Annotated in this window: 14 protein-coding genes and 6 pseudogenes; 8 read left to right on the top strand and 12 right to left on the bottom strand. The window is 69.3% G+C overall.

The genetic code is table 11. The features are described 5' to 3' along the window. Positions 1-508: 508 nt before the first annotated feature. Positions 509-3,364 (bottom strand): MGH1-like glycoside hydrolase domain-containing protein, encoded by a 2,856-nt coding sequence (locus tag ACIPSA_RS36145; RefSeq protein WP_402642491.1) that lies wholly within the window; start codon positions 3,362-3,364, stop codon positions 509-511. 637 nt (positions 3,365-4,001) lie between these two features. Between ACIPSA_RS36145 and ACIPSA_RS36140 the strand changes: the two genes are divergently transcribed. Continuing rightward, a complete protein-coding gene (locus ACIPSA_RS36140) occupies positions 4,002-5,624 on the top strand; it encodes a glycoside hydrolase family 76 protein (RefSeq protein ID WP_402642719.1) in 1,623 nt (540 codons plus the stop codon). Positions 5,625-5,955: 331 nt separating this feature from the next. On the opposite strand, the gene ACIPSA_RS36135 is transcribed toward ACIPSA_RS36140, so the two are convergent. Beyond that, positions 5,956-6,564, bottom strand: coding sequence for an FG-GAP repeat domain-containing protein (locus ACIPSA_RS36135; protein WP_402642488.1), 609 nt, complete (start codon positions 6,562-6,564; stop codon positions 5,956-5,958). Positions 6,565-6,704: 140 nt separating this feature from the next. Beyond that, the gene (locus ACIPSA_RS36130; RefSeq protein WP_402642487.1) at positions 6,705-8,219 is read right to left on the bottom strand and encodes a cation:proton antiporter; all 1,515 of its coding nucleotides are present in this window, start codon (positions 8,217-8,219) and stop codon (positions 6,705-6,707) included. Here ACIPSA_RS36130 and ACIPSA_RS36125 point away from each other — a divergent pair. The 3 genes and pseudogenes from ACIPSA_RS36125 to ACIPSA_RS36115 all read left to right on the top strand — a co-directional run. Further along, complete coding sequence (locus ACIPSA_RS36125; protein ID WP_402642746.1) at positions 8,188-8,337, top strand: hypothetical protein; 150 nt, start codon at positions 8,188-8,190, stop codon at positions 8,335-8,337. The two genes, ACIPSA_RS36130 and ACIPSA_RS36125, sit on opposite strands and share 32 nt — an antisense overlap. Continuing rightward, positions 8,334-8,801: a GNAT family N-acetyltransferase gene (locus ACIPSA_RS36120; protein WP_402642485.1), complete on the top strand. Its 468-nt coding sequence runs from the start codon at positions 8,334-8,336 to the stop codon at positions 8,799-8,801. Before ACIPSA_RS36125 ends, ACIPSA_RS36120 begins: the two co-directional genes overlap by 4 nt. Before the next feature lie 727 nt (positions 8,802-9,528). Beyond that, positions 9,529-10,236 (top strand): annotated as a pseudogene (locus tag ACIPSA_RS36115) (electron transfer flavoprotein subunit alpha/FixB family protein); the annotation flags it as partial. 265 nt (positions 10,237-10,501) lie between these two features. Here the strand turns inward: ACIPSA_RS36115 and ACIPSA_RS36110 are convergent. Then, positions 10,502-10,636 (bottom strand): annotated as a pseudogene (locus tag ACIPSA_RS36110) (ATP-binding protein); the annotation flags it as partial. Between the two features lie 242 nt (positions 10,637-10,878). Here ACIPSA_RS36110 and ACIPSA_RS36105 point away from each other — a divergent pair. Then, positions 10,879-10,977, top strand: a pseudogene (locus ACIPSA_RS36105) (hypothetical protein); the annotation flags it as partial. 65 nt (positions 10,978-11,042) lie between these two features. Here ACIPSA_RS36105 and ACIPSA_RS36100 read toward each other — a convergent pair. The 3 genes and pseudogenes from ACIPSA_RS36100 to ACIPSA_RS36090 all read right to left on the bottom strand — a co-directional run. Continuing rightward, positions 11,043-11,423, bottom strand: a pseudogene (locus ACIPSA_RS36100) (PP2C family protein-serine/threonine phosphatase); the annotation flags it as partial. A 213-nt stretch (positions 11,424-11,636) separates the two neighbouring features. Then, the gene (locus ACIPSA_RS36095) at positions 11,637-12,536 is read right to left on the bottom strand and encodes a helix-turn-helix transcriptional regulator (protein ID WP_402642483.1); all 900 of its coding nucleotides are present in this window, start codon (positions 12,534-12,536) and stop codon (positions 11,637-11,639) included. Between the two features lie 319 nt (positions 12,537-12,855). Next, the gene (locus ACIPSA_RS36090) at positions 12,856-13,731 is read right to left on the bottom strand and encodes a helix-turn-helix transcriptional regulator (RefSeq protein WP_402642482.1); all 876 of its coding nucleotides are present in this window, start codon (positions 13,729-13,731) and stop codon (positions 12,856-12,858) included. A gap of 648 nt (positions 13,732-14,379) precedes the next feature. Between ACIPSA_RS36090 and ACIPSA_RS36085 the strand changes: the two genes are divergently transcribed. The 3 genes from ACIPSA_RS36085 (at position 14,380) to ACIPSA_RS36075 (ending at position 17,638) form a co-directional block, all read left to right on the top strand. Next, on the top strand, positions 14,380-15,219 hold the full coding sequence (locus tag ACIPSA_RS36085) for an SDR family NAD(P)-dependent oxidoreductase (protein WP_402642479.1): 840 nt from the start codon (positions 14,380-14,382) through the stop codon (positions 15,217-15,219). A 166-nt stretch (positions 15,220-15,385) separates the two neighbouring features. After that, the gene (locus ACIPSA_RS36080; RefSeq protein ID WP_402642477.1) at positions 15,386-16,162 is read left to right on the top strand and encodes an SDR family oxidoreductase; all 777 of its coding nucleotides are present in this window, start codon (positions 15,386-15,388) and stop codon (positions 16,160-16,162) included. Between the two features lie 693 nt (positions 16,163-16,855). Further along, positions 16,856-17,638: a DUF899 domain-containing protein gene (locus ACIPSA_RS36075; protein WP_402642474.1), complete on the top strand. Its 783-nt coding sequence runs from the start codon at positions 16,856-16,858 to the stop codon at positions 17,636-17,638. Between the two features lie 556 nt (positions 17,639-18,194). Here the strand turns inward: ACIPSA_RS36075 and ACIPSA_RS36070 are convergent. The 5 genes and pseudogenes from ACIPSA_RS36070 to ACIPSA_RS36050 form a co-directional block, all read right to left on the bottom strand. After that, positions 18,195-18,387 (bottom strand): annotated as a pseudogene (locus ACIPSA_RS36070) (Atu4866 domain-containing protein); the annotation flags it as partial. Between the two features lie 84 nt (positions 18,388-18,471). Continuing rightward, positions 18,472-18,906 carry a carboxymuconolactone decarboxylase family protein gene (locus ACIPSA_RS36065; protein ID WP_402642473.1) on the bottom strand — a complete coding sequence of 145 codons (435 nt, stop codon included), beginning with the start codon at positions 18,904-18,906 and terminating at the stop codon, positions 18,472-18,474. Between the two features lie 103 nt (positions 18,907-19,009). Beyond that, a complete protein-coding gene (locus ACIPSA_RS36060; protein ID WP_402642471.1) occupies positions 19,010-20,566 on the bottom strand; it encodes an aldehyde dehydrogenase family protein in 1,557 nt (518 codons plus the stop codon). Between the two features lie 52 nt (positions 20,567-20,618). Then, positions 20,619-21,848 carry an MFS transporter gene (locus ACIPSA_RS36055; protein WP_402642716.1) on the bottom strand — a complete coding sequence of 410 codons (1,230 nt, stop codon included), beginning with the start codon at positions 21,846-21,848 and terminating at the stop codon, positions 20,619-20,621. 132 nt (positions 21,849-21,980) lie between these two features. After that, positions 21,981-22,091, bottom strand: a pseudogene (locus ACIPSA_RS36050) (Atu4866 domain-containing protein); the annotation flags it as partial. Between the last annotated feature and the right edge of the window lie 227 nt (positions 22,092-22,318).

Below are 22,318 nucleotides of genomic sequence, written 5' to 3'. Positions count from 1 at the left end.
CTGCGCAAGGGACCGGATGGCTCACGTCTTCACGCTTCCCACCGAGTCGTAGGCCATACGCACGATCCGTCGAGTTGCCGGGTCAAGGAGCGGGCCAGGCCTGCCCGATCAGCCGCCTCGCCCGAATCCAGGTCGATGTGCACGCCGTCCCAGCCTCCCCGTACCATCCGGGTCAGCCCGGCGACGACCTGTCGACGGCTCGCGGCCGACGACACCATCCGGTGAACCTCGTCGGGGTCGAAGTCGCCCGACGTCACGCAGAAGTTGGCCACCAGGAACTCGGCGCGCTCGGCCGACCGGTGCGCTCGCCCCTTCAGGACTCAGGCCGCTCCGCCGAAAGTGTCGGCGCTGTCCCCGGGTGCAGGACGTTCACGCCATCGACCGTCAGGGCGTCGACGATGCCACGTTCGCGGGAGTCGCACTCGGGTTCAGCGGTCCGGCCCTTGTCGGCTGTAAAGGCGGGGAATCCGGCGGTGAGCTCACCGTCCCGGCCCTGTCCTGCCACTCCTCAGGTAGTGAGGTAGCACACCTTCCGAACGCCTGGCAGCGGATCGGTGCCGAATGCCGCTGTCGTGCAGCCGGCGCCGCCGGTGAACGACTTGTACACGAAGCTGCCCCGCGCGCCGTAGGCGACGGTCTGCTGTCCGCTGAAGCCGCACGTCCCGGCCTCGTCCGAGCAGGCCGTGGCGTAGCCGGCCGGGCCGCCGGTGGCGGTGTAACAGGCCTTCGACTCGCCGAAGATCGGGTCGCCGAACTTGGCATCAGTGCACGGGGTGTCGCCGGTGGCAGTGATCGTGGTGAACGCGCCGAAGGCGCCGTACTTCACCGGCTGTCCCGCGGCGGCGGGGCAAGTACCGTTCTGGTCCGCGCACTTGGTCCAGCCGCCGGCCGGGGCTCCGGCGGGCGGCAGATAGCAGGACTTGGCCACTCCGTCGATGGGGTCGCCGAAGTGGGCGTTGGTGCAGGCGACGGAGCCGTTGGTGACCTGGTGAGCGAAGTTGCCGTTGGCGCCGTACGCCACGTCGCGGTTGTAGCCGGGAACGGAGCAGGTGCCGCCCTCGGCCGCGCAGGCGGTGTATCCGGGCGGGCCGCCCGCGTCGGCGACGTAGCAGGACTTGACGAGATCGGCCGCCGGGTCGCCGCCGAAGGAGTCGTTGCTGCAGGCGGTGCTGCCGGTCACCGTCTTGTACGTGTATGTTCCGGCCCCGTAGGCCACCGCGCGGGTGCCGCTGAAGGAGCACGTACCGCCCTCGCCCGCGCACCGGGTGAGGCCCGCCCGCAGCTCACCGGTACCGGGTTCGCCGGGTGCCGGCGGATTGCCCAGTCCGCTGGCGTTCACGGTGTAGCTGCCCGGAGCGACGCCGGTCAGGTAGATGTAGGTGTCGTCCTGGCTGGCGCCGGTGATGCCCGAGGTGGGCGTGAAGGTTCCGTTGCTCCAGACGGCGTTGCCGTTCACGGACACCGAGATGTTGCCGCCGAATTTCGGGACCCCGATGCGGCCGGTGGTGCCGGAGGGGCTGGTGAGGTGCGCCGAATAGGTGCCGGCGGAGGGGTCGCGGGACCAAGAGGCGTTGACGGCACCCTGGGGCATGGTGATGCGACCCTCGGCGCCGGTCAGGCCGCCGGGGTGCGGGACGAAGCGGTACGCACCGGTCGCCGACTCCGGTGCCGTGCCGAGCACGTCGAAGGTGAGCGTGGAGGTGGGCGCGGTGGACCAGCCGTGGGCCAGGCTCATGAACGAACCGCCGTAGGCGAGACCGCCATCGGCCTTGATGCCCTCCCAGAAGGTGCTCCTGGTGCCGATGTCGCTGTTGAGCATGTGGCCCCAGGTACGGCGGATCTGCGCCAGGGCGGTGTAGTCGTCGTTGGCTGTGAAGTGGGCGTTCAGCTCCATTCCGCCGGCGAAGGGCGACACGTTGCCGCCCCACTCGGGGGTGGTGGGGCCGTAGATGCCCCAGCGGCTGCCGAGCTGGGTGACGATGCTCCGCGACTTCGCCGTGGAGTCGGTGAGCCCGTACCAGACCGCGAGCGAGTTGCCGTCCTGCGGGTACAGGCCGCTGGTGGGGTTGTCCTTGTACATGCCCTTCGCAGCGTCCCACAGGCGGGAGTTGGCCGCGGTCTTGATGGCGGCCGCCCTGTCGGCCCAGCTCGCGGAGAGCGCGCTGTCGCCCTTGACCGAGGCCAGGGTGGCGCCGCCCTTGAGCGCCGCGTACAGCAGCGCGTTGGCGGAGATGTTCTCGCCGCCCTGGCCGGACCGGGCCCAGTCCTGGGTGCGGGTCACATTGAGCAGGTTGTTGCCGTCGATCTTGTTGATGATGAAGACCATCCCGCGCTTGTAGTTGGCCCATTCGGAGTCCAGCCACGCCCGGTCGGCCGAGTAGGTGTAGTAGGTCGAAGTCCCCAGCAGCGTCCAGGTGTGGTAGGTGTCCGAGCCGGTGAGGTTGAACGGCGGGCCCGACCAGGGGATTTCACCCTCCGCGGACTGTGCGTTGTACATCGTGGTGAGCGCGTTGCGGGTCGAGGTGAGGTCGTTGGAGTACGCGTACTGCGTGGGTACGGCGATGCCCAGGTCGCCGGGCCACACCGTACGGTCGCGCTTGGCCCCGTCGACCAGGACGGAGTCACCCACGCCGACGGTGGCGCCGTTGTCCCACTCCGAGCCCGGCGGGGGCCAGGCGCGGCCCTGGTTGGAGGCGATCGTGTTGAGCTGCACGGTGTATGCCCCTGCGTACCAGATGCGGTTCAGCAGGTCGTCGCTGGAGTGGAAGTAGTTGGCGTAGTCGGCCGGGTTGGCCTTCCCCGGAGCCGCGGTGAAGTTGAGACTGACGCCCGTGAGGTCCACCCAGCCCGAGGAGTCGAGGAAGACGGTGAGGTAGCGGAAGCCGCCACGCAGTCTCGCCGTGGGCATCGTGTAGGTGCCGTTGGCGGAGGCCGTGGCGTAGAGGGCCCCGTCCTCGTCGTCGCGGCCGCTGCTCCGGTCGCTGTTGTTGCCCACGTACTGGGACGACTCGCTGAAGGCCAGGCCGACTCGCTGGCCGGCACTGCTGACACTGCCGAAGGACAACGTTGCCAGACCGCCGACCTCCTTGCCGAAGTCGAGAGTGATGGCCGACTGCGAGCCGGAGATCCGCGTCGCCTGACCGTTGAGGACGTTCTGCGGGTTCGCGACGCTGCCGGAGGTTCGGTAGACGGCCGCCGGCTTGAGGGTGCGTGAGGTCGGCGAGTAATTCAGGTCGTCAAGGGCAGCCTTGCTGACGCCCGTTGCGGTCGTCGAGGCCGCCGCGGATGCGGAAGGCGCGGCGCTCGCGGACGGCGCGGGACCTGTGGACAGCACGGTGGCCGCGATCACGGCCAGGCCGAGCAAGTGGTGCCTGCCTGGCGATCTGCTCAGTGGGGAACGACGACGCATGGAAACCTCCCGAATCAGGTGCGGGGACGTGGAGACGCGATATATGAATCGATTCAAAATCGTGGTCTACGAGACCCAGTGGCTGATCGAACAATCGGGTACACGAGGAGCCTCGTCGAAGTTCCACCGATGATGGGCGCCCGAAAACAGGGTGTCAACCCGTCACGGCCACCACGAACCGCCCCTGAACAGACTCCCGTTGAGGGCATTGACAGGAACCCGCCAAGCCGGTTCACTGCCTCCAAGATAGGTATGGACCAGTGCTCGATTCCCGCCCGGCTCGGTGCGAGCCGTCGGCCCCCCGTCACGCCGCCAACCGGCGTCCCCCACCGTGAAATCGAGGCGAGTTCCGGTGCCCCTACGAAGGTCCGACATCGTTGTCAGACCACGGCTTCTCAGCTTCCTTCTGACGGCCGCTCTCGCGTTCGTGGCACTGGTCCCGGCCGCGACGCCCGCGACCGCCGCCACCCCTGTGTGCGTGCTGGCCTGTGACACCCGGGATCCCTCACTGGCCCGGCAGGAGAGATTTCCCGTGCCGAACAAGGACCTCAACGGCCGTCGCCTCGAACTGCACGTCTCCGACGCGGACGACATGGCCTGGGCCAGCATCGACAACGGCGTGACCGGCGACTCGGTGTGGCTGGACCGCTCCTGGGACGGCGGCGCCACCTGGGAGGGACTGCTCGGCAAGGCGAGCATCCCGGGAACCTGGACCGGCACCAGGACGCTGATGTACAACATCACCGATCCTCGCAACCACCGACGCGGGCTCGTGCGGGCCTGTGGCGACGCCGCAGGCGTCGGCTGCACGAACTGGGCCTACCCCACCGTCTGCGACACACTCTGCGATCGCACCGACGCGGGCCAGGCGGCCGGCGACGACCAGCCGGTGCCTTCCACCACCCTCTACGGCCGTAAGATCCGGCTGCACGTCGACCAGAAGAACTCCATGGCCTGGGCCAGCATCGACACCGGTGGCGCCGGCGACGAGATCTGGCTCGACCGCTCCTGGGACGGCGGCTCGACCTGGCCGGACGGCTCCTCCCTCGGCCGCACCAGCACCCCGTCCGGAGCCACCGGCACCCGTACCGCCATGTACGCCACCCGCGACCCGCGCGGCCTCCTCTACGGCGGCGTTGTCCGCGCCTGCGGCCGGGAGGCCGCCCACCAGGAGGGCAGCTGCACCGCGTGGGTCAGGCCCGCGCCGACCAGGGCGCGCGGCGCGGCGGACGCGCTGATGACCTCGTACGACCCCTACAACGGCTGGTGGCCCAGCAGTTGGTGGAACTCCGCCGCCACCCTCACCTCCCTCATCGACTTCGCCAGAACCACCGGAAGGAACGACTACGACTGGGTCATCGCGCGCACCTTCGAGCAGAACAAGGGCGTCTTCGCCGCCGGCGTGCGCAGCTCGGACGCGATCGAGGGCCACTTCATCAGCCGTTCCATCGACGACTCGGCCTGGTGGGCCATCGCCTGGCTCGACGCGTACGACTACACCGGCGACTCCCGCTATCTGAACGAGGCAGTGACCATCGCCAACTACGTTCAGCAGTACTGGGATCCCAGCACCTGCGGGGGTGGCGTGTGGTGGGACCGCGAGCGCACCTACAAGAACGCCGTGACGAACGGGCAGTACCTCTGGCTGACCACGGCACTGCATCAGCGCATCCCGGGCGACACCGTGTGGCTCCAGCGGGCCAAGACGTCCGCCGCCTGGTACAAGGCCAGCGGGATGATCAACTCCTCGGGTCTGGTGAACGACGGGCTGACCTCGGCCTGCGGCAACAACGGCAGCACCGTGTGGAGCTACAACCAGGGACTGGCCATCGGCGGCTTCACCGAACTGTGGAGGACGACCGGGGACAGCTCGCTGCTGACCACCGCACGCACGCTGGCCGACGCCGCGATCAGCAGCCCGGCGCTGACCCGCAACGGAGTGCTCACCGAGTCCTGCGACATCGGCTCGGCGTCCTGCGACGACAACCAGAAGCAGTTCAAGGGCATCTTCATGCGGAACTTCGCCGACCTGGCGAAGGTCACCGGGTCCAGCACCTACCAGAGTTACATCCAGAAGCAGGCGGACACGCTGTGGGCGCAGGACCGCAGCTCCCTCAACGCCCTCGGTGAACGCTGGGCCGGCACCAGCCCGAACCAGACCGACTGGCGTACCCAGGCCAGCGCCCTCGGAGCGCTCACCGCCGCCGCGGGCTGACGACCGGTCCCCGCTCCGCTGCTTTCGGGCGAGGCAGCACTCACTCAGCGGACGACACCCTGCCGGCGCCTGTACCGGATACCGGCACTGCCGGTGCCGGCCCGCCCCGGGACGCGGGCATCGAAAGCGGCTCGCCGCGGCACGGAGCAAGGACGACGGCGCTGGTGACAGCGCTGACCGTGATCGCCGGTGCGGCCGTGGCGACCCAGAAGAGAGCGGGAACGTGCTGGGCTTCGCCGGTGGCCGATTCCTTCCGGGCGGCGGGCACCGCTCAACGGCCCCTCGGAGACGGACCACGGCCTCGCGTGCGCGCATCGGCACCAGCACCAGTTCAGCCCTGGCCACCGGCCTTTCCGCACTCCGGGTAGAACGTGCGCAGGCCGGAGCTGGGCATGTTGCTCGGGGTCTGGTCATCGGTCTGGTCCGCGTAGACGCTGTACTTGCTCGTGTCGGCCGTGCTGTCGGCGAGTCCCGTATCCCTGTCGCCGAGGCGCGCCTCCGTCTGATAGACGCCGTCGCCGGCGTAGGCGAACACCGCCAGGTCGGGGTAGGGGTCGTGATCGTAGTCGGCCACGGCGATGCCACGTGTCTCGCCGAGGTCGAGATGCCGGGTGTGCTGTCCCCGGCCGGAAGCCGAGAAGGGGCCCGACACCAGCTCGGCCACGGTCGGCTCGATCGGGTCGTCTCCCTGCTTCTGGCCGGTGGCCACGACGACCAGGTCGCCCCACCCGTCGCCGTTGAAGTCCGCCACCGCCGCCAGCACGTCTTTCTCTCCGGTGCCGGAGCGGTCGATCAGCTTCCTCACCCCGACCGGCGTGCCGTAGCCCGCCTCCTTGCCGAACGCGACGGTCAGTTGAGCACCGGTGTGGGAGGGGTCCGAGACGCGGTCTGTGAGGCCGTCGCCGTCGATGTCGGCCAGCAGATCCCCTGACGGCGTCACGCACGAGGGGACCGAAGGTCTGCCCGTGGGACGTGGCGGTGCACCTCCGACGGACTCACCGCAGGCACCGAGCAGGGCCGCGGCTGTCGCCAAGGCAGCCGCCTGCCTGAACAGCTGTGCTCGCCCGCTCGGATGGCTCATTACTCGCATGACTGTGACAAGCACCTTTCAGACAGCGGGGGATGATCGGCTGCAGCACCGAGCGCAGGCCGCAACGGCGCCGGGAATGCCGGCCTGCCGCCTCGCGCCAAGGGCCGACCCGACAGCGGGTAAAGGCTTGCTCGTTCAGCGGCAGCATCGCATCGGCGAGAGTCGCCTACCTCGAGGATCCCGAGCCGCATGGGGCTTGCGTCGTCCTCCTTGGAGTGCGCGGCGTCGTTACGGGCAAACTCTGACGCTGGGAGATTGGCCCTTCTCCTCAGGCGGACCTCCTCCACATCGAGCACTTCCTGAACGGCGCGGAGGACGATGTCGTCGATACCGCCGGCGTCACGCAGGCTCGTCAGCGTATCGCGCTTGACCTGAAGCAGGGCGAGGTTGAGGCGCCGCACGCTCTCGCGGCGTCGCGCGGTGCCGGGAGCGGGGGCCGTACGGTCTTCGATGTCCTGAGCCACGCGGAGGGTATCCGCCTCGGGGACCCCGAGCCGCTGCGCCAACTCCGGCAGGGCGCGCAACGCGGCACTGCTCATATGGCACCGGGCGAGGGTGAGTTCCGCGGCTTTGCCCTCGTCCTCGGGGAAGCGGGCCCGGCGGACCACGGTCGGCAGCGTGGGACCGGGGAACGCAAGGGTGACGACGATGACGACAGTCGTGATGAACACGACGGCATCGCGTTGCTCGACGACATGTCCCTCGGCGGTCGCGGCGGGCAGGGTCAGCGCCGCGGCCAGCGAGATGGCTCCGCGCATCCCCGCCCACGCCAGCGGCAGACGCTGAGGGGCGGTGATACGGCGCTCCCGCTGCTGTGAACGCCGGTCCAGGAACCTGACCGGATAGGGGACCGGGTAGAACCACAGCAGCCGTGTCCCGATCACAGCGACGCTCACGGCGACGGCGCCGATCGTCGCCTGCAGCGGGGAGACCGAGGTCAATGCCCCGGCCCCGGCAGGAAGTTGGATACCGACGAGGATGAACAGCGCACTGCTGAGCAGGTAGCTGGCCACTTCCCAGAAGGCGACGGCCTGAATGCGGGCGTCGGAACCTATGACTCGAGGGCCGAACCAGGTGGTCACGAGGCCGCAGGCGACAACGGCGAGGACGCCGGACACATGCAGGAGTTCGGCGGGCAGGTAGGCGAGGGAGTGGGTGGCGACGCTCAGCACGCTGTGGAGCAAGGGCTCGGGCAGCCAGCGCCTGACGGGGATCAGGAGCAGCGCGACCGCGGCACCGATCAGGATTCCGCCGGCGTAGGACTCGACGAAGGCGACCGCCGTGCCGGACCAGGAGAAGGGCTGCGCGTCGCTGACGACCTCGATGGTCACGGCCAGCAGGACCAGAGCGGTCCCATCGTTCACCGGGCTTTCGGCGCGCAGCACCGTCAGGATGCGACCGGGCATGGTGTTGGCTACGGCAGCGACGGCAGCGGCGTCGGTCCGAGCCAGGACGGCGCCGAGGACGAAGGCGATGGGCCAGCTGCAGCCCAACGTGTGGGCCACGGCAGCGACGGTGGTGGCCGACGCCCGCTACGGGCAGAACGCCGACTTCCGCAGCGGCCTGGCCGGCAGGGGCATCGCCGACGTGGTGGCCGTCCGTCCCTGTAGGTTCCCGCCATGAGTGATGACGACGGAACGAAGATCCGACTCGCGGCTGCGGCAGACGCGGCGGTGGTCGCACGCATCCATATGGCCTCCCGAGCCGCGGCGATGCCGTACCTGCCTCCGCAGAGACGGAATCACGAACAGGTCACCCGATGGGTCGAGGATGTCCTCCTCAAGACATGCCGCGTGTGGGTGGCGGTGCGTGAGATGGAAATCCTCGGCTACGCCGCCCTTGAAGGCGACGTGCTCGAACACCTGTATCTACGGCCGGATGTCCGCCGCCAGGGCATCGGCACGCTGCTGCTCGACGAGGTCAGACGGCACAGCCCGGACGGGCTGTCACTTCACGTCTTTCAGCAGAACACCGATGCCCGCGCGTTCTACGAACGCCATGGCTTCCGTGACCTCGACACCAGCGATGGCCGCAGGAACATGGAAAATCTGCCCGACATGACCCTGCGCTGGACCGGGCAGTCGTAAAGGGACCGCGCACCAGGCGGCCCAGGAACTGTACTGATCTGTCTCGCTCCTGGCAGCGTAGGCAGTTCTCCTGGTCTGGGTTCGCGGCTTCGGTACTCACCACTATTGGCGGCGAGGGTGGGGGCACGACACCCAGGAAGAGCCGGGCACGGATGAGTTTCACCGAAGCCTGCCTTCGAGTGGTTCGGTAGATATGAGGCAACGCACCGGTTTGCCTGTGAGACCAGAGAGGCCTTGGCATGACCAGCCTGAACACACGAATGACGACAGGGGGTACGGAACGGAGGACACAGTCGTGCACAGGAATGTACATAGCGCTCAAGCAGACACCGACATTCGCGAGCCGCGCAGTGGAGCCAGGCAGAGAGAACCCTGCTGCGGACTGCAACGTGCAATGGCTGGTGGGTTTCCGTTTCTGGACAGCGGATGGCCAGCCGGTGCGGCACTACTACCGAGTCGCTGAGGCCTCGGGAGACGAGCACGCCAGGAGGTTGGCGATGGAGCGTGCTTGCCTGCAGGTACAGCGTCCGTCGCTTTCGGTCGATGGGTCGTGGAGTGAGGTCTGCCTGCTGCACCGTGACGCACTGGGGACGTGGGACTTGACTGAACAGAGGTAGCGGCGGGAAGGGGGCCCGAATCTTGCTGCATGACGCGTCCCGTGCGGCGTGAACTGGGCCCGCGAACGCCTCTGGCTCACCCTGCGCATCGACTCCAGGCCCAAGGGCGCTCCCCGGCCGCCGTCCTCGTACCGTCCACCGCCGAGGGCGAGGAGATCGCGGCCCGCCTCGCGGCCCGTATTGGTTCCGGCATCACCACCGGCGCCGTCGATCTGGAGGCCGGCGGCGAAGGCCTCGGCGCCACGCAGTCCGCATTTGCGGCGTACTACACGGCCAAGTCCCGTATCAGCAAAGGCACCCTGGTCATCACGGTCAGGCCGAACTCGGCCGCCGTCGAGGCCGCTCCCGCCACGGGTACGGTTGAGGCCCGGACCGTCTCCTTCTCCGAGGCGGCGACAGGCACGAAGGTCGTCTCGCGCAACCCGCGCGAGAGGACCGGCCGCCCCGAGCAGACCGAGGCGGCGATCGTGGTCTCCGGCGGCCGCGGCGTCGGCGGCGCCGAGAGCTTCTCGATCATCGAGGCGCTGGCCGACTCCCTCGGCGCGGCCGTGGGCGCCTCTCGCGCCGCGGTCGACGCCGGCTGGTACCCGCACACCAACCAGGTCGGCCAGACCGGCAAGTCCGTGTCCCCGCCGCTCTACATCGCCAACGGCATCTCCGGCGCCATCCAGCACCGCGCCGGCATGCAGACCTCCAAGACCATCGTCGCCGTCAACAAGGACGCCGAAGCTCCGATCTTCGACCTCGCCGACTACGGCGTGGTGGGCGACCTCTTCGACGTCGTCCCCCAGCTGACCGAACAGGTCAGGGCCGCAAGGGCTGATCCACAGCGAATCGAAGGCCTGCCACACCTCCACCGGCGGAATCTCTTGCACCACTGCGGCATTCGGCACCGATCCGCCGGCCGACATGCGCGAGATCGGCTACCTCACGCCCTGAGGGGATGCGAGGACGGTGCCAGAGCGACTGACGGCACCGGTCATGACCGTTCGTGCTGCGCGTGAGCCGGTTGAGCCTCCAGCACCGCAGGAACCAGTCCCGTGCTCGCATCGTGGATCCGCCGGACGTCGGGGACGTCGACACTCAAGAAGCCAGCGGCTGTTCGGCCCAGATCGTCTTGCCCGCTTGGCCATAACGGCTGCCCCACCGCGTAGTGAGCTGGGCGATCAGGAACAGGCCGCGGCTCCCTTCATCGCTCCAGCGAGCCCGACGCCTGGGAACTCGACGATCTGGGCTCCACCACCGAACTCGTGATCAGCGAGCTGGTCACCAATGCCATCCGCTACGCCGGCGGCCCTGTCGGGGTGCGGTTGATCCGCGACAAGACACTCATCTGAGAGTTCACCGACAGCAGCAACACCCTGCCGCCGGAAGCCACCGCCGCGTGAGACTTCCCCGCCGATCCCGCCGTTGTCCCCGGCAGTTTTCTTGCCCTGTACACAGACGGGCTGATCCAGCACGTGCACCATGACCCGGAGGCCGGACTCGCGCGCCTCATCGACCGCCTGGCCACGTCCTGCCGCCCGGGCCGCCCCCTGGAAGAGGCGGGCCGTGCCGTGATCGCCCATGCCGCCGACTCACCACCCCACGACGACATCACGCTGCTCTTGGCCCGAACCCCTACCCCCAGCGGCGGCCCGGGAGAGAGCTCACCGACGATCTGGGCCGTGCCGTCCGGCTGGACCAGTACAGGAGGCGGGTGCCCAGCGGAGGCCAGATGGCATCGGCCCGTGATGGGGTCGTAGGGGGCATACAGGCAGGTGGCGCCAACCGTATCCCGTTGTTCGGGGCTTGCCTCGGCAACGAGCCGGGTGACCACGTCATCGAGGTGGGTGAGCAGTTCGGTGGGATCGAGTCCCAGGTCGGCAAGAGTCTGCACGGCGGTGCGCAGTCGGCCCATGGTGGCGGTGGCGTGCAGGCCGTGCCCGACGACGTCACCGACGGCGAAGGCAGTGCGCAGCGAGGGCAGTGGTATCACGTCGAACCAGTCGCCGCTGATCTCGCTGGGCGAAGGGCTGGACTCGCGCTGCTGCTCCAAGCGCATGTAGTAGTCGGAGCTCACACCGGCGAGCAACGCGACGTCCACGCGGCGCAGCCCGGGCACCCTGCGGCGGCCGCGCTCGAGCAGGCCCGCGTCCCCTGCCGCTTGAGGGCTTCGCGCCGTGCTCCCAAAAAGATCATGGTGCGCTCGGTCCGCCAGTAGTTGAGCATGAGGAGGTCAGGCGGTGCCGTCCGGTTCGTTGGGCGCAGCGGTGCGGGCCTGGTCTGTGACGGGTTCGGTCGACCATGTCGCCAGGAGCCGCAGGGCGGTTTCGGAGGAGGAGCCGGGCTCGGTGCTGTAGATGAACAGGGTCTGATTGCTGTCGCCGGGCAGGGCGAGAGCTTGGTAGGTGACGGTGAGGTCCCCGACGACGGGATGGTGGTAGCCCTTGGTCCCCTCGGTTCGCTCATGGACCCTGCGCTCGGCCCAGCACGCACGGAAGTGCTCGCTGCGCACGGCGAGTTCGCCGACCAGTTCGCCCAGCTGTGGGTCCTCAGGGTGGCGTCCGGCGTCCATGCGCAGCATGGCGGCGGTGTCTGCGGCGACGGTCTCCCAGTCCGCGTACAGCTCGCGGGCGGCGGAAGTGAGGAAGAGGAACCGGGCCTGGTTGCGCTCGTGCGCGGGCATGGCGTCGAAGTCGGCGATCAGCGCACGAGACAGCGGGTTGGAGGCCACCACGTCGGTGCGCCGGCCCAGGACGAATGCGGGGCAGTAGGCGGCATCCAGGGTGGCCAGCAGCTGGTGGACGGCTGGGCTGACCTGCTCGGCCGGGGAAGGCGTGACCCGCCGGGGCAGGACGGGGCGCCGGTTCGCAAGGTCGAACAGGTGTGCGCGTTCGGTGTCGTCCAGGCGCAACGCTGTCGCCAGAGACTCGAGGATCTCCGGCGAGGCGGTACGGCTACGCCCTTGCTCCAGGCGCGTGTAGTAGTCGACGCTGACGCCTGCCAGCTGGGCGAGCTCCTCACGGCGCAGGCCCGGGACGCGGCGCCGGGCGGTCTTGGGCATCCCCGCCTCCGCGGGATTGAGCCGGCCCCGGCACGAACGAAGGAACTCTCCCAGCTCCACGATCTGGTTCATACCGTCATTCTCCGCGACGCCCGCGAGTATGAGGAGGCGCAAGGGTAGCCGTAATACACCCAGGAAACGAAGGACCAGTCTCGTGGCCGTGAACGGACTCGTTTCCTGGCTTCCTTCACCCGTGGCGTAGCTTCCGGGTCTCCCTCTGTCGGATCCGGTCGGCAAGCTTGACAACACACGGCCGCGGCGGAGCACAGGCTCGGCGGTGCATGAGAAATTACGCCACGTGAAATCCAGATACGGAGCCGTTCGCCTGCCCATTTCTGCAGCGCCTCGTCTCTTTTGTTCGCGGCAACCGCGTGGACCGCAGGTCTCGTCCTCAGTCCGGGCCGGTGGACGAGACCCGCTGGAGAGTCGGCACCGCGCTCAGGGAACCGAGCAACGCCAGAGCGTCGGCGGAGGGACTGCCGGGCTCAGCCTGATAGATGACGACTTGCTGGCCGGGGGCACTGTTGACGGTGAAGGCCTCGTAGTGCAGCTCCATGTCGCCGACCTCAACATGGTGGAAGAGCTTGGCCTCGCGTGTCTTGCCCCGTACGTCGTGGCGGGCCCACAGTACCCGGAACTCGGCGCTTTTCATGGACAGTTCGCCGACGAGTTCGATCAGTCGCGGGTCGTCGGGGTCGAAACCGGCCGCCCGTCGTAGTGCCGCCACGCATGATTCGGCGGCACGGTCCCAGTCCCGGTAGAATTGGTGCGCAGCCGGGTCCAGCAACGTCATGCGCAGCAGGTTGTCGCAGGTGTTGAAGCCCGTGTAGAGGGCCGCGGCGAGCCGGTTGCGGGCCAGGATGTCCAGGGCGTTGCCCAGGACGAAGGCGGGCGTGTGGCTCCAGGTGTCCAGGAGCCGCCGCAGGTGCGGGCTGACCCGTTCAACGCGGCGCGCACGGCGTGTGCGGCGTGCAGTGGGAGTGGCCACCCGGAACAGATGGGCCACGGCTTCGTCATCCAGCCGCAGCGCCTTGGCCACGGCTTCGAGTACCTGCTGCGAGGGGTGCCGTTCGCGGCCCTGCTCCAGGCGCATGTAGTAGTCGGTGCTCACCCCGGCCAGGGTGGCGACTTCCTCGCGGCGCAGACCGGGCACCCTGCGGCGGCCGGCGGCGGGAAGCCCGACATCCTCGGGGCGCAGCTGAGCGCGTCGTGCGCGGATGAAACCCCCCAGCGCATTCTCGGCAGCGGGATGCTTGTCTGTGTCCATGCGCCAAGGTTAGAGCGGCTCGGCGCCCTGTGGCGGGCCGGAAGGGGGGTGCGCTTCTCCCAGGAATTCCGGTCCCTTGCAGAGGCGTAACTTGGTCCCTCTGAAGGGCGCGCGCCGCGGAACGAGGCGGACTCCGGCTCTGGCTTCGGCTCCCGTGCCGTGCCTTTGGCCGGCGGGCGCTGCGGCTGCGTTCCCTCGCGTGTTCCGGCTCTTTCTGGGCGGTGTGCCCCGCATGCCGTGGACCCGGACGATACATCGGGTGCGGCTTTGTGCCGCCGGCTGTCCGGCAGTCCTCCTGCCCTCTTGGCCTGCGAAGGATCAACTCGGCGCTGCCTCTCGGCCTGCGCTCTCGTGCAGCTTCCGGCCGCGTGTCTCATCTGCCGGGCTGCCGTGTCCTCGACGCCGCCCAAGCCTGTCAGGCCGACCTTGCGTCCAGTCCCTCACCGTCATGGTCGTGCATCCGCGGGCCGTCCGCTGTCGGCCGGCTCAGGAAAGAGCCGTCAGTGAAAGATGCTCTCCGCAGCCTGGGAAAATTTCTCCCAGGAAACTCCCGGCCTTCCTGCCTCTCACGATGCCTCGCAGAATCGAATACGTCGGGGAAAACTCCGATGGAAATCTGAAAGAGAATCAGAGAGAAGAGGCCTACTCATGGCTACTTGGTTTGTCACCGGCGCGTCCCGAGGTATCGGTGCGGAGATCGCCCGTGCCGCCCTGGCAGGCGGTAACAACGTCGTGGTCGGCGTACGGAACCCGGAGCGGGTGCCGGCCGATCTGAAGAACTCCGACAAGGTCTTCGCGGTCGCCCTGGATGTGACCGACAACGACAGCATCCCGCAGGCGGTCGAGGCGGCCGTGGAACGGTTCGGCGGCATCGACGTCCTGGTGAACAACGCCGGCCGTGGCCTGCTGGGCGCCCTGGAGGAGATCACCGACTCCGAGGCCCGCTCGCTCTTCGACCTGAACGTCTTCGGCCTGATCAACGTCACCCGTGCCGTGCTGCCCGTCATGCGCAAGCAGGGCTTCGGCAAGCTCGTGCACATCGGCTCCCGCTCCGGCTTCGAGGGCGAGCCCGGTGTCAGCCTGTACTGCGCCTCCAAGTTCGCGGTCGCGGGCATCAGCGAGGCGCTCTCCGTCGAGATGGCGCCGTTCGGGATCCAGTCGATGGTGGTCGAGCCGGGCGTGTTCCGCACGGACTTCCTCGACGCCAGCTCCCTGTCGGTCGCCGCCGACCGTATCGCGGACTACGACGGCACGCCCGCGCACGTGACGCTGGACTGGATCGACCAGGCCAACCACGCCCAGCTCGGCGACCCCGTCAAGGGCGCCGCCCTCATCGTCGAGGTCACCTCCACCGAGAAGCTGCCCACGCACCTCTACCTCGGCCGCGACACCCTCGAGCGACTCGACGTCAAGTACCAGCAGGTGCAGGAAGACCTCGCCGCGTGGCGCGAGAAGTCCGCCGCCACCGCACACGACGACGCCGCCTGAGCTCACTGATCGCCGGGGTATGCCCTCGCCCACGTGCGCGGGCCACAACTGCGCGGCTGGGTCGACCCTTCCCTCGCCGGCCCGGCCGGGCGCCCCGGCCCGCCACGAATCCGCCCCCGCGGAATCCACGCTCGCCACTTCCCCCACGCATTCGAAGGAACCCGTCATGTCTGCTCTCCTCTCCGGATCCCCGCTTGCGGGCCGTGTCGCTGTCGTCTCAGGCGCCTCCAGCGGCATGGGCGCCGCCACGGCCGAACGCCTCGCCAGACTGGGCGCCACCGTGGTCGTGCTCGCCCGCCGCAAGGACAAGCTGGAGGACGTCGTCAAGAACATCGAGTCCGCCGGCGGCACGGCGCTTGCCCTGGCCGTCGACGTCACCGACCGCGACGCCGTCCAGACCGCCGCCGACCAGGTCGCCGCACGCTTCGGCAAGGCCGACCTCGTGTTCAACAACGCCGGCGTCCAGCTCATCTCCGGCATCGAGGAGCTCAAGGTCGACGACTGGCAGCGCCAGATCGATCTCAACATCAGCGGCCTGATGAACGTCATCGCCGCGTTCCTCCCCCACCTGACGGACTCCGCCGCCCAGGGCAGGCCCGCCGACCTGATCAACACCTCGTCCATCGCGGCCACCCGCATCCTGGCGAAGTTCTCCATCTACTCCGGCACCAAGGCCTACATCAGCCACCTCACCCGCCTGCTGCGCGTCGAACTCGGCCCCAAGATGGTCCGCGTGGCCACCATCGAGCCCGGCATGGTCGACACCGAGCTGCCCGACCACGTCACCGACCCCGACGCTTCCAAGCTGATGGCCGACCTCATCCACGACATCGACTGCCTGCAGTCCGCCGACATCGCCGAGACCGTGGCCTTCATGGCCGCCGTCCCGCGTCACGTCAACCTCACCGAGATCACCATCATGCCCACCGCCCAGGCCATCTGAAGTCCGTCCCGTCATGGCGGGGGAGGAACAGCTGGGCGCTGTTCCTCCCCCGCCATGACGCGTTGGCGGAGACGGACGACTGGACAACTGCCGGCACTCCTCCGAGGCTCAGCGATCCGGCACAGGTGTTGTCACGGCTGCCTGCCTGCCCTGCGCGATGGTCGGGCAGGACGGGGAAGGGGTGTCGGAGGAGCATGCCAGCCAGGTATCGAGGCACTGTCGCGTCTCCTCGCGTCGCCCTGCACGACACGTGACGGCGGGACTTGAAGGAGAAGAGTCCAGCCAGAGGTGCGGCGCTGGAAGGGGCGCCAGGGGCGGGGTGGGCCGGATTCTCCTGTCGGAAGGCAACCCGTGCAGACCCGAGGGGCCGTTTCGGCCCGCACTCCAGGAACTCGGCGCGCTCGGCGCCGGTGGCGACCCCGATGGTGCGACCGTGCCGCGACGTTCCGCGTCCAGGAGAACGGGAACGTGCTGGACCTCTCCGGTGGTCGGTTCCCTCTGGGCGGCGGGGCACCACTCGCCGAACCCTCAGAACGCCTCTGCGAACTTGTCAGCCCGACGTGGTGTCTGTACAGGCTCGGCCGAGGTCGCCCCCCTGCCGCGATGAGTTCCGGCCGGGTCGCGAGTCTGCTCTGGTGACCGTCGTAGGGCGTCGTAAGACGCTGCCCGGCATGAGACACCACGGAGGACGCCATGACGACCACACCGAGTGACCCGACCACCGCGCTGCCCGGCCGCCCGCCCGTGGTCGACCTGGCCACCTGGCAGACCACCCGTGACGAGCTTCTGGTCCGCGAGAAGGCCCACACCCGCGAGGGCGACGCCCTCGCCGCAGCCCGACGCCGGCTGCCGATGGTGGAGCTCGACGGGACGGTCGAGGTCGTCGGACCCCACGGCCCGGTCCCGTTCCTGGACCTGTTCCAGGGCCGCGACGAGCTCGTGGTCTACAAGCACATGTGGTACGACGGCGCGCCGCACCAGGGGCAGTGCGAGGGCTGCACCACCACGGCCTGGCACCTCAAGGACGCCGTCTACCTCAACGCCCGTGGCGTCTCGTTCGCCATCCTGACCACGGGCCGTTGGGACGAGGTGGCCTCCTACGTCGAGTTCATGGGCTACACCCAGCCCTGGTACTCGGTGCGCGACGTGGACGCGCCCGTTGGCGGCGGCATGGGTTACATCACCTGCTTCCTGCGCGACGGCGACCGCGTGTTCCTCACCTACTCCACGACGGGCCGTGGCAACGAGCCGGTCAACGGGTCCCTCGGCCTGCTCGACATGACGCCCTACGGCCGCGGCGAGGCGTGGGAGGACAACCCCGAGAGCTGGCCCGAGGGGCACAGCCCGTGCTGGTACTGGCGCTCGGACGCGGACGGGAACGCCACCTGGGGCCCGACCAGCCGCCCCGTGCCGCAGTGGACCCGCCCCGGCGCGACCCCCGCGGAGACCCTCGGCCGGCACGGCCACCACCACTGACGCGCCTGTCGTCGACGGCGACGACCACAGGTGTCAGGTGCCGGGCGGAACCTCCGGGCAATGCAAACGGCCCCCGCGCGCTCAATCGGTGGGCGGTTCGCCCGGAAGGTGAAGGACTCCTGGCAGGAGCGGGGCCGTCCAGGCTTGCCAGTCCTACCAGGAGTCCGGGTGCACGCATCGTCCGAGTGCCCGTACTCGTCATGCCCTGCTCATGGCCGGGGGTGATCGTCCCTCTCGGCGGCACTTCTACCCCGTTCGACGATGACCGACGGGCAGTGAGCGCTGCTGGCTGCCGCCACCACCGCCGGCGGTGAGCACCGGCGGGCGCGGGGGCAGGCCCGAGAAGTGGGGCCGGCGCCTGGTCCTGGACGCGATGTTCTACCCGGTCCGCGGCCAAGGGCTTTGTCTTGCTCCACCGCCACCGGGTCGTGGAACGCTCCTTCGCTGGCTGACCAAGTTCCGCCGCCTCGTACGCGACGACGAGGCCCTCCCAGCCACCCACGAAGCCATGATCTGGACCGCCGCCACCTGGCGGCTCGGCAACCGCCTCACCCGCGTGCTCGTGGAAGAGCACGCGGTCCCGGACATCACCGGTGGCGGTGAAGCCGGTGTCGTCGACGCAGTCGATGTGGTTGCCGGTGACGGTGCATCGCCCGATGTGGGCGCTCTGCCGGTCATCACGGGCCTCGTCGTAACGGCCGTTCGGGAGAAGGTCCCGACGGATGTGACCGTCTGCCGTCACCACACATGCCGACAAAGGGAGGAGGCACTGCGTTCGTGATCACGGCTCTACGGTCGCGTCCCGACGTACGTGGAACCGGGCCACGGCATTCTCAGGAGCCGTGTTCCTCGGAGTCCGGATGGGCCAGCATGCCTCGCTCGGTGAAGACCTTCTTGGCGACGAAGGTGGCGTTGAGCGACTTGGGCATGCCGCAGTAGACGGCAGCGTGCAGCAGCGCCTCGACGATCTCATCAGGTTTCAGGCCGATGTTGAGGGCTGCGTTGATGTGGACGTCGAGCTGCGGCTCGCAGCCGCCCAGGGCCGTCAGCATGCCCAGGGTGACCAGTTGGCGGTCCCGCGGGGCCAGTTGCGGGCGGCTGTACATCTCGCCGAATGCCCAGGCAACCACCTGGTGTCCCAACTCAGGAGAGATGTCGGACAGCGAGTCGATGACCTTCTGTCCGCTCTCGCCGTCGACGCTCGACAGCACGGCCATGCCGTGGTCGAAACGCTCCTGCCGGTCCTTCGCGCTGTCATGGGTGCTCATGGTTCCGGTTCCTCTTCCTGCCGTCAGACGGCCAGTGCATTGACGTGCGGGTCGTGCCTGCCCTGCCGATCGGTCAGCAGGGCAGGCAGTGGAACGGCGGGGATCAGTCGAGGGGGATGCTGATCGTCTTGGTCTCCAGGTAGCCCTCGAGGCCGTCGCGGCCGCCTTCGCGGCCGAGGCCGGAGGTCTTGTAGCCGCCGAAGGGGGCTGTCGGGGTGGCGACGAAGAGGCTGTTGACGCCGACCGTCCCGGTACGCAGCCGGCGCGCGACGCGTACGGCCCGGGAGGTGTCTCGGGTGTAGACGCCGGCGGAAAGGCCGTACTCGGAGTCGTTCGCGATGCGGATGGCCTCCTCCTCGGTGTCGAACGGGATGGCCGCCAGCACCGGGCCGAACACCTCCTCCCGGGCGATCTCCATGTCGGTGGTGACGTCGGTGAACAGGGTCGGCTCGACCCAGTTGCCGCCGCCGGGGACCGTGATCCGGCGCCCGCCCGCGACCGGCTTGGCACCTTCGGCGACGGCGCCGTCGATCAGCTGCATGACCCGATCGGACGCGGCCGGGTTCACCAGCGGGATGGAGGTGACGGTCGGGTCGAAGGAGTCGCCGAGGTGGACATTCTCGATCTGCGCGGCCGCGGCTGCGACGAAGTCGTCGTACACCGATCGCTGGACGAGGGCGCGGGTCTGGGTCGAGCACAGCTGCCCGGACAGGCCCATGGAGACCAGGCTCATCGCGTACTGCGCGGTGGCGGTGATGTCCTCCACGTCGTCGAACACGATGCTCGGACTCTTGCCGCCCAGTTCCAGCTGCACGCGCTTGAGGCCGGGCGCGGCGGCGGCGAGGATCTGCTCGCCGACGGAGCGGCGTCCGGTGAAGGCCACCTTGTCGACCAGCGGGTGCGCGACCAGTGCCCGGGAGGTGCTCGCCGTGCCGGGCACCAGGTTGAACACACCGGCCGGCAGGTCGAGTTGCTCGATGAGTCTGGTGTAGAGCGCGGCGACGTTGGAGGCGTACTCCGACGGCTTGAACACCACGGTGCAGCCGGCGGCGAGGGCGGGCGCGACCTTCTGGGCGAACTGCATCACCGGGGCGTTGAAGGGGGTGATCGCCGCGACGACGCCCACCGGCTCCTTGACGGTGATCAGCTGGTTGTTGATCTGCTCCGTGTAGACGGGCGGGGCGGCGCCGTCGAGCTTGTCGATCCAGCCGGTGAAGTAGTCGAAGACGTCGGCGGCGAAATTCGCCGAGAACCGGAAGCCGGTGCCGACCGTGATCGGCACGCCGTTGTCGAGCGACTGGAGCTGCGCGAACTCGGTGCCGTGGGCACGGATCAGGTCGCCGAGGGGCTGCAGGACCAGCTTGCGCTGGCGGGCGGTCATCCGCGGCCAGGGGCCCTCGTCGAAGGCGCGCCGGGCGGCGCGGACCGCGCGGTCGACCTCACCGGCGGAGCTGACGGCGAGCGTGAAGTCCGGCTCGCCGGTGGCAGGGTGGTGGTGCTGCCACCGCTCGTCGGTCGCGGAGTCGTGCCAGGAGCCGTCGATGTAGGCACGGGCGACGCCGGCACCGAGTGCACGGGCGCGCTCGCTCATCGGGGTGCCGCCGGTGGTGACCAGCACACCGCCGGGGGTGCGGATCTCGGTGCTTTCTCGGGTGGACATGTTCTTCTCCTTCGGTGCGTTGTGCTGGGAACGGACGGGGGTGTGGGTGGGTCTATTCGGTGCGCTGGTGGCGGAGGGCCGGCAGGGCCAGGAGGACGCCCAGGACGAGCGCGGCGGCGACGACGCGCAGGATGCCGCCGAAGCCCAGGCCGGTGAGAGCGCCGGTGAGCTGCGGGCCCAGGCTGGCGCCGATGAACATGCTGCATCCGTAGAGGGCGACGGCCGCGCCGCGTGCGTGCGGGGCGGTGGCGTTGATGGTCTCGACAACGGCGGGGGCCGCTGTCGCGACGGCTGCCACGAACAGGAGCAGGGCGATGGCCAGCGGCACGGTGTGGCCTCCGAGGAGAGAGCCGGCCGCGACGGTGAGGGCGGCCAGTGCAAAGGCGAGGACCGCGCGCAGGGGTGCGGCCAGGCGCTGGAGCACGGGGGCGAGCACGGGGACGGCGACCAGGGCGGGCAGTGCGCTGGACCGCAGGGCGAGGATCGCGGAGGAGTTCCCGGCGATGCTGGACGGCCCGGCGATGGCCACCGCCGTATAGACAGCGACGAAGGAAGCCATCAGAGCCACGGTCGACAGGTACAGGGCGACCAGACGAGGCCGGCGCAGCAGCCGCGGCATCGCCGCGAAGGCCTGGAGCAGCCCGCCGCCGGTGCCGTGGCGGAGGGTGGGCCGTAGCACACGGCGCACCGGGATCAGGCACAGAGCCATGAGGGCGGCGCTGAGCCAGAAGACCGCACGCCAGCCGAGCCCTGCCGCGACGGCTTGGGCGCCGATCTGCATGATCACGGCAGCGGCGAACATGCCGCTGGTGATGCAGGTCAGGGCGGTGCCGCGGCGCTGCGGCGCGATGTGGTGGACGACGTAGGAGAGCGCGGAGGGAGCGAAGGTCCCGGCCGTCAGCCCCTGCAGGCTGCGCAGGGCGATGGCCGTGGGGAGGTTGGGGGCGGCACTGACCGCGACGGTGGCTGCCGTGGCGGCGACGAGCCCTGCCGTGATCACTGCGCGCGAACCGTAGCGGTCCGCGAGCGGACCGGCGAGGAGGAATCCGGCGGCGTAGGCAAAGCCGAACGCCGTCGCCGTCCAGGTGGCCTGCCCCGGTGTCGTGCCGAACGTGGTGGCCATGGGGTGCAGCAGGGCAAGGACGGTGTACATCTGGCCGACCATCAGGACGCCGAGTGCGGTCAGCAGCGCGATGGTCGGGGCGGCGGGCGCCCAGGACGGAGGCTGGTCCGGCGTACTGGTCCCGGCTGCGTGCCGGGGGGATGTGGTGGGGCGGGACATGAGAACTCCAGAAGGGGCGTCTGATCGCCGCCTGCGTCTCTGGGCGCGGCACGATCGGTCGATGTTGCCGCCGGGGCGTGGGCGGTCAGCGTGTGGTGTGGTGCAGTGGGCGTGCGGGCACTTGCCAAGGGCCCAGAAACCCAGGTCGTCCGGGTAACCGGCGCGAGTGCCATCGATCCGGTAGCGGCCCAGGCCGGCGCTGGGGCGTTCGCCGCGCGCCTGGTCGTCACGCCCGTTGGGCATCGGGCCGTTGCCGGTGATGACCGTGCCGCCGGTCACGAGCAGGAGGCGGCCCCTGGCGTTCAGGACTTCGGCCAGGACGGATGCGGCACGGCGGGGACGGAGGACAGTGGTGGTGTCGCACAGTGCAATACCTGCCTCGCCAGGGATCGCACAGTGCAATACCTGCCTCGCCAGGGGGAGGGCCCGGGCCCGGGGTGCTTGCTTCCTGAGGGCCCGGTTCCGGATTC

It is taken from the genome of Streptomyces sp. NPDC086549, assembly GCF_044746205.1.
GTDB lineage: Bacteria > Actinomycetota > Actinomycetes > Streptomycetales > Streptomycetaceae > Streptomyces.
The sequence above is the reverse complement of the archived record's forward strand: the minus strand, read 5'-3'. Positions and strand labels throughout refer to the sequence as shown.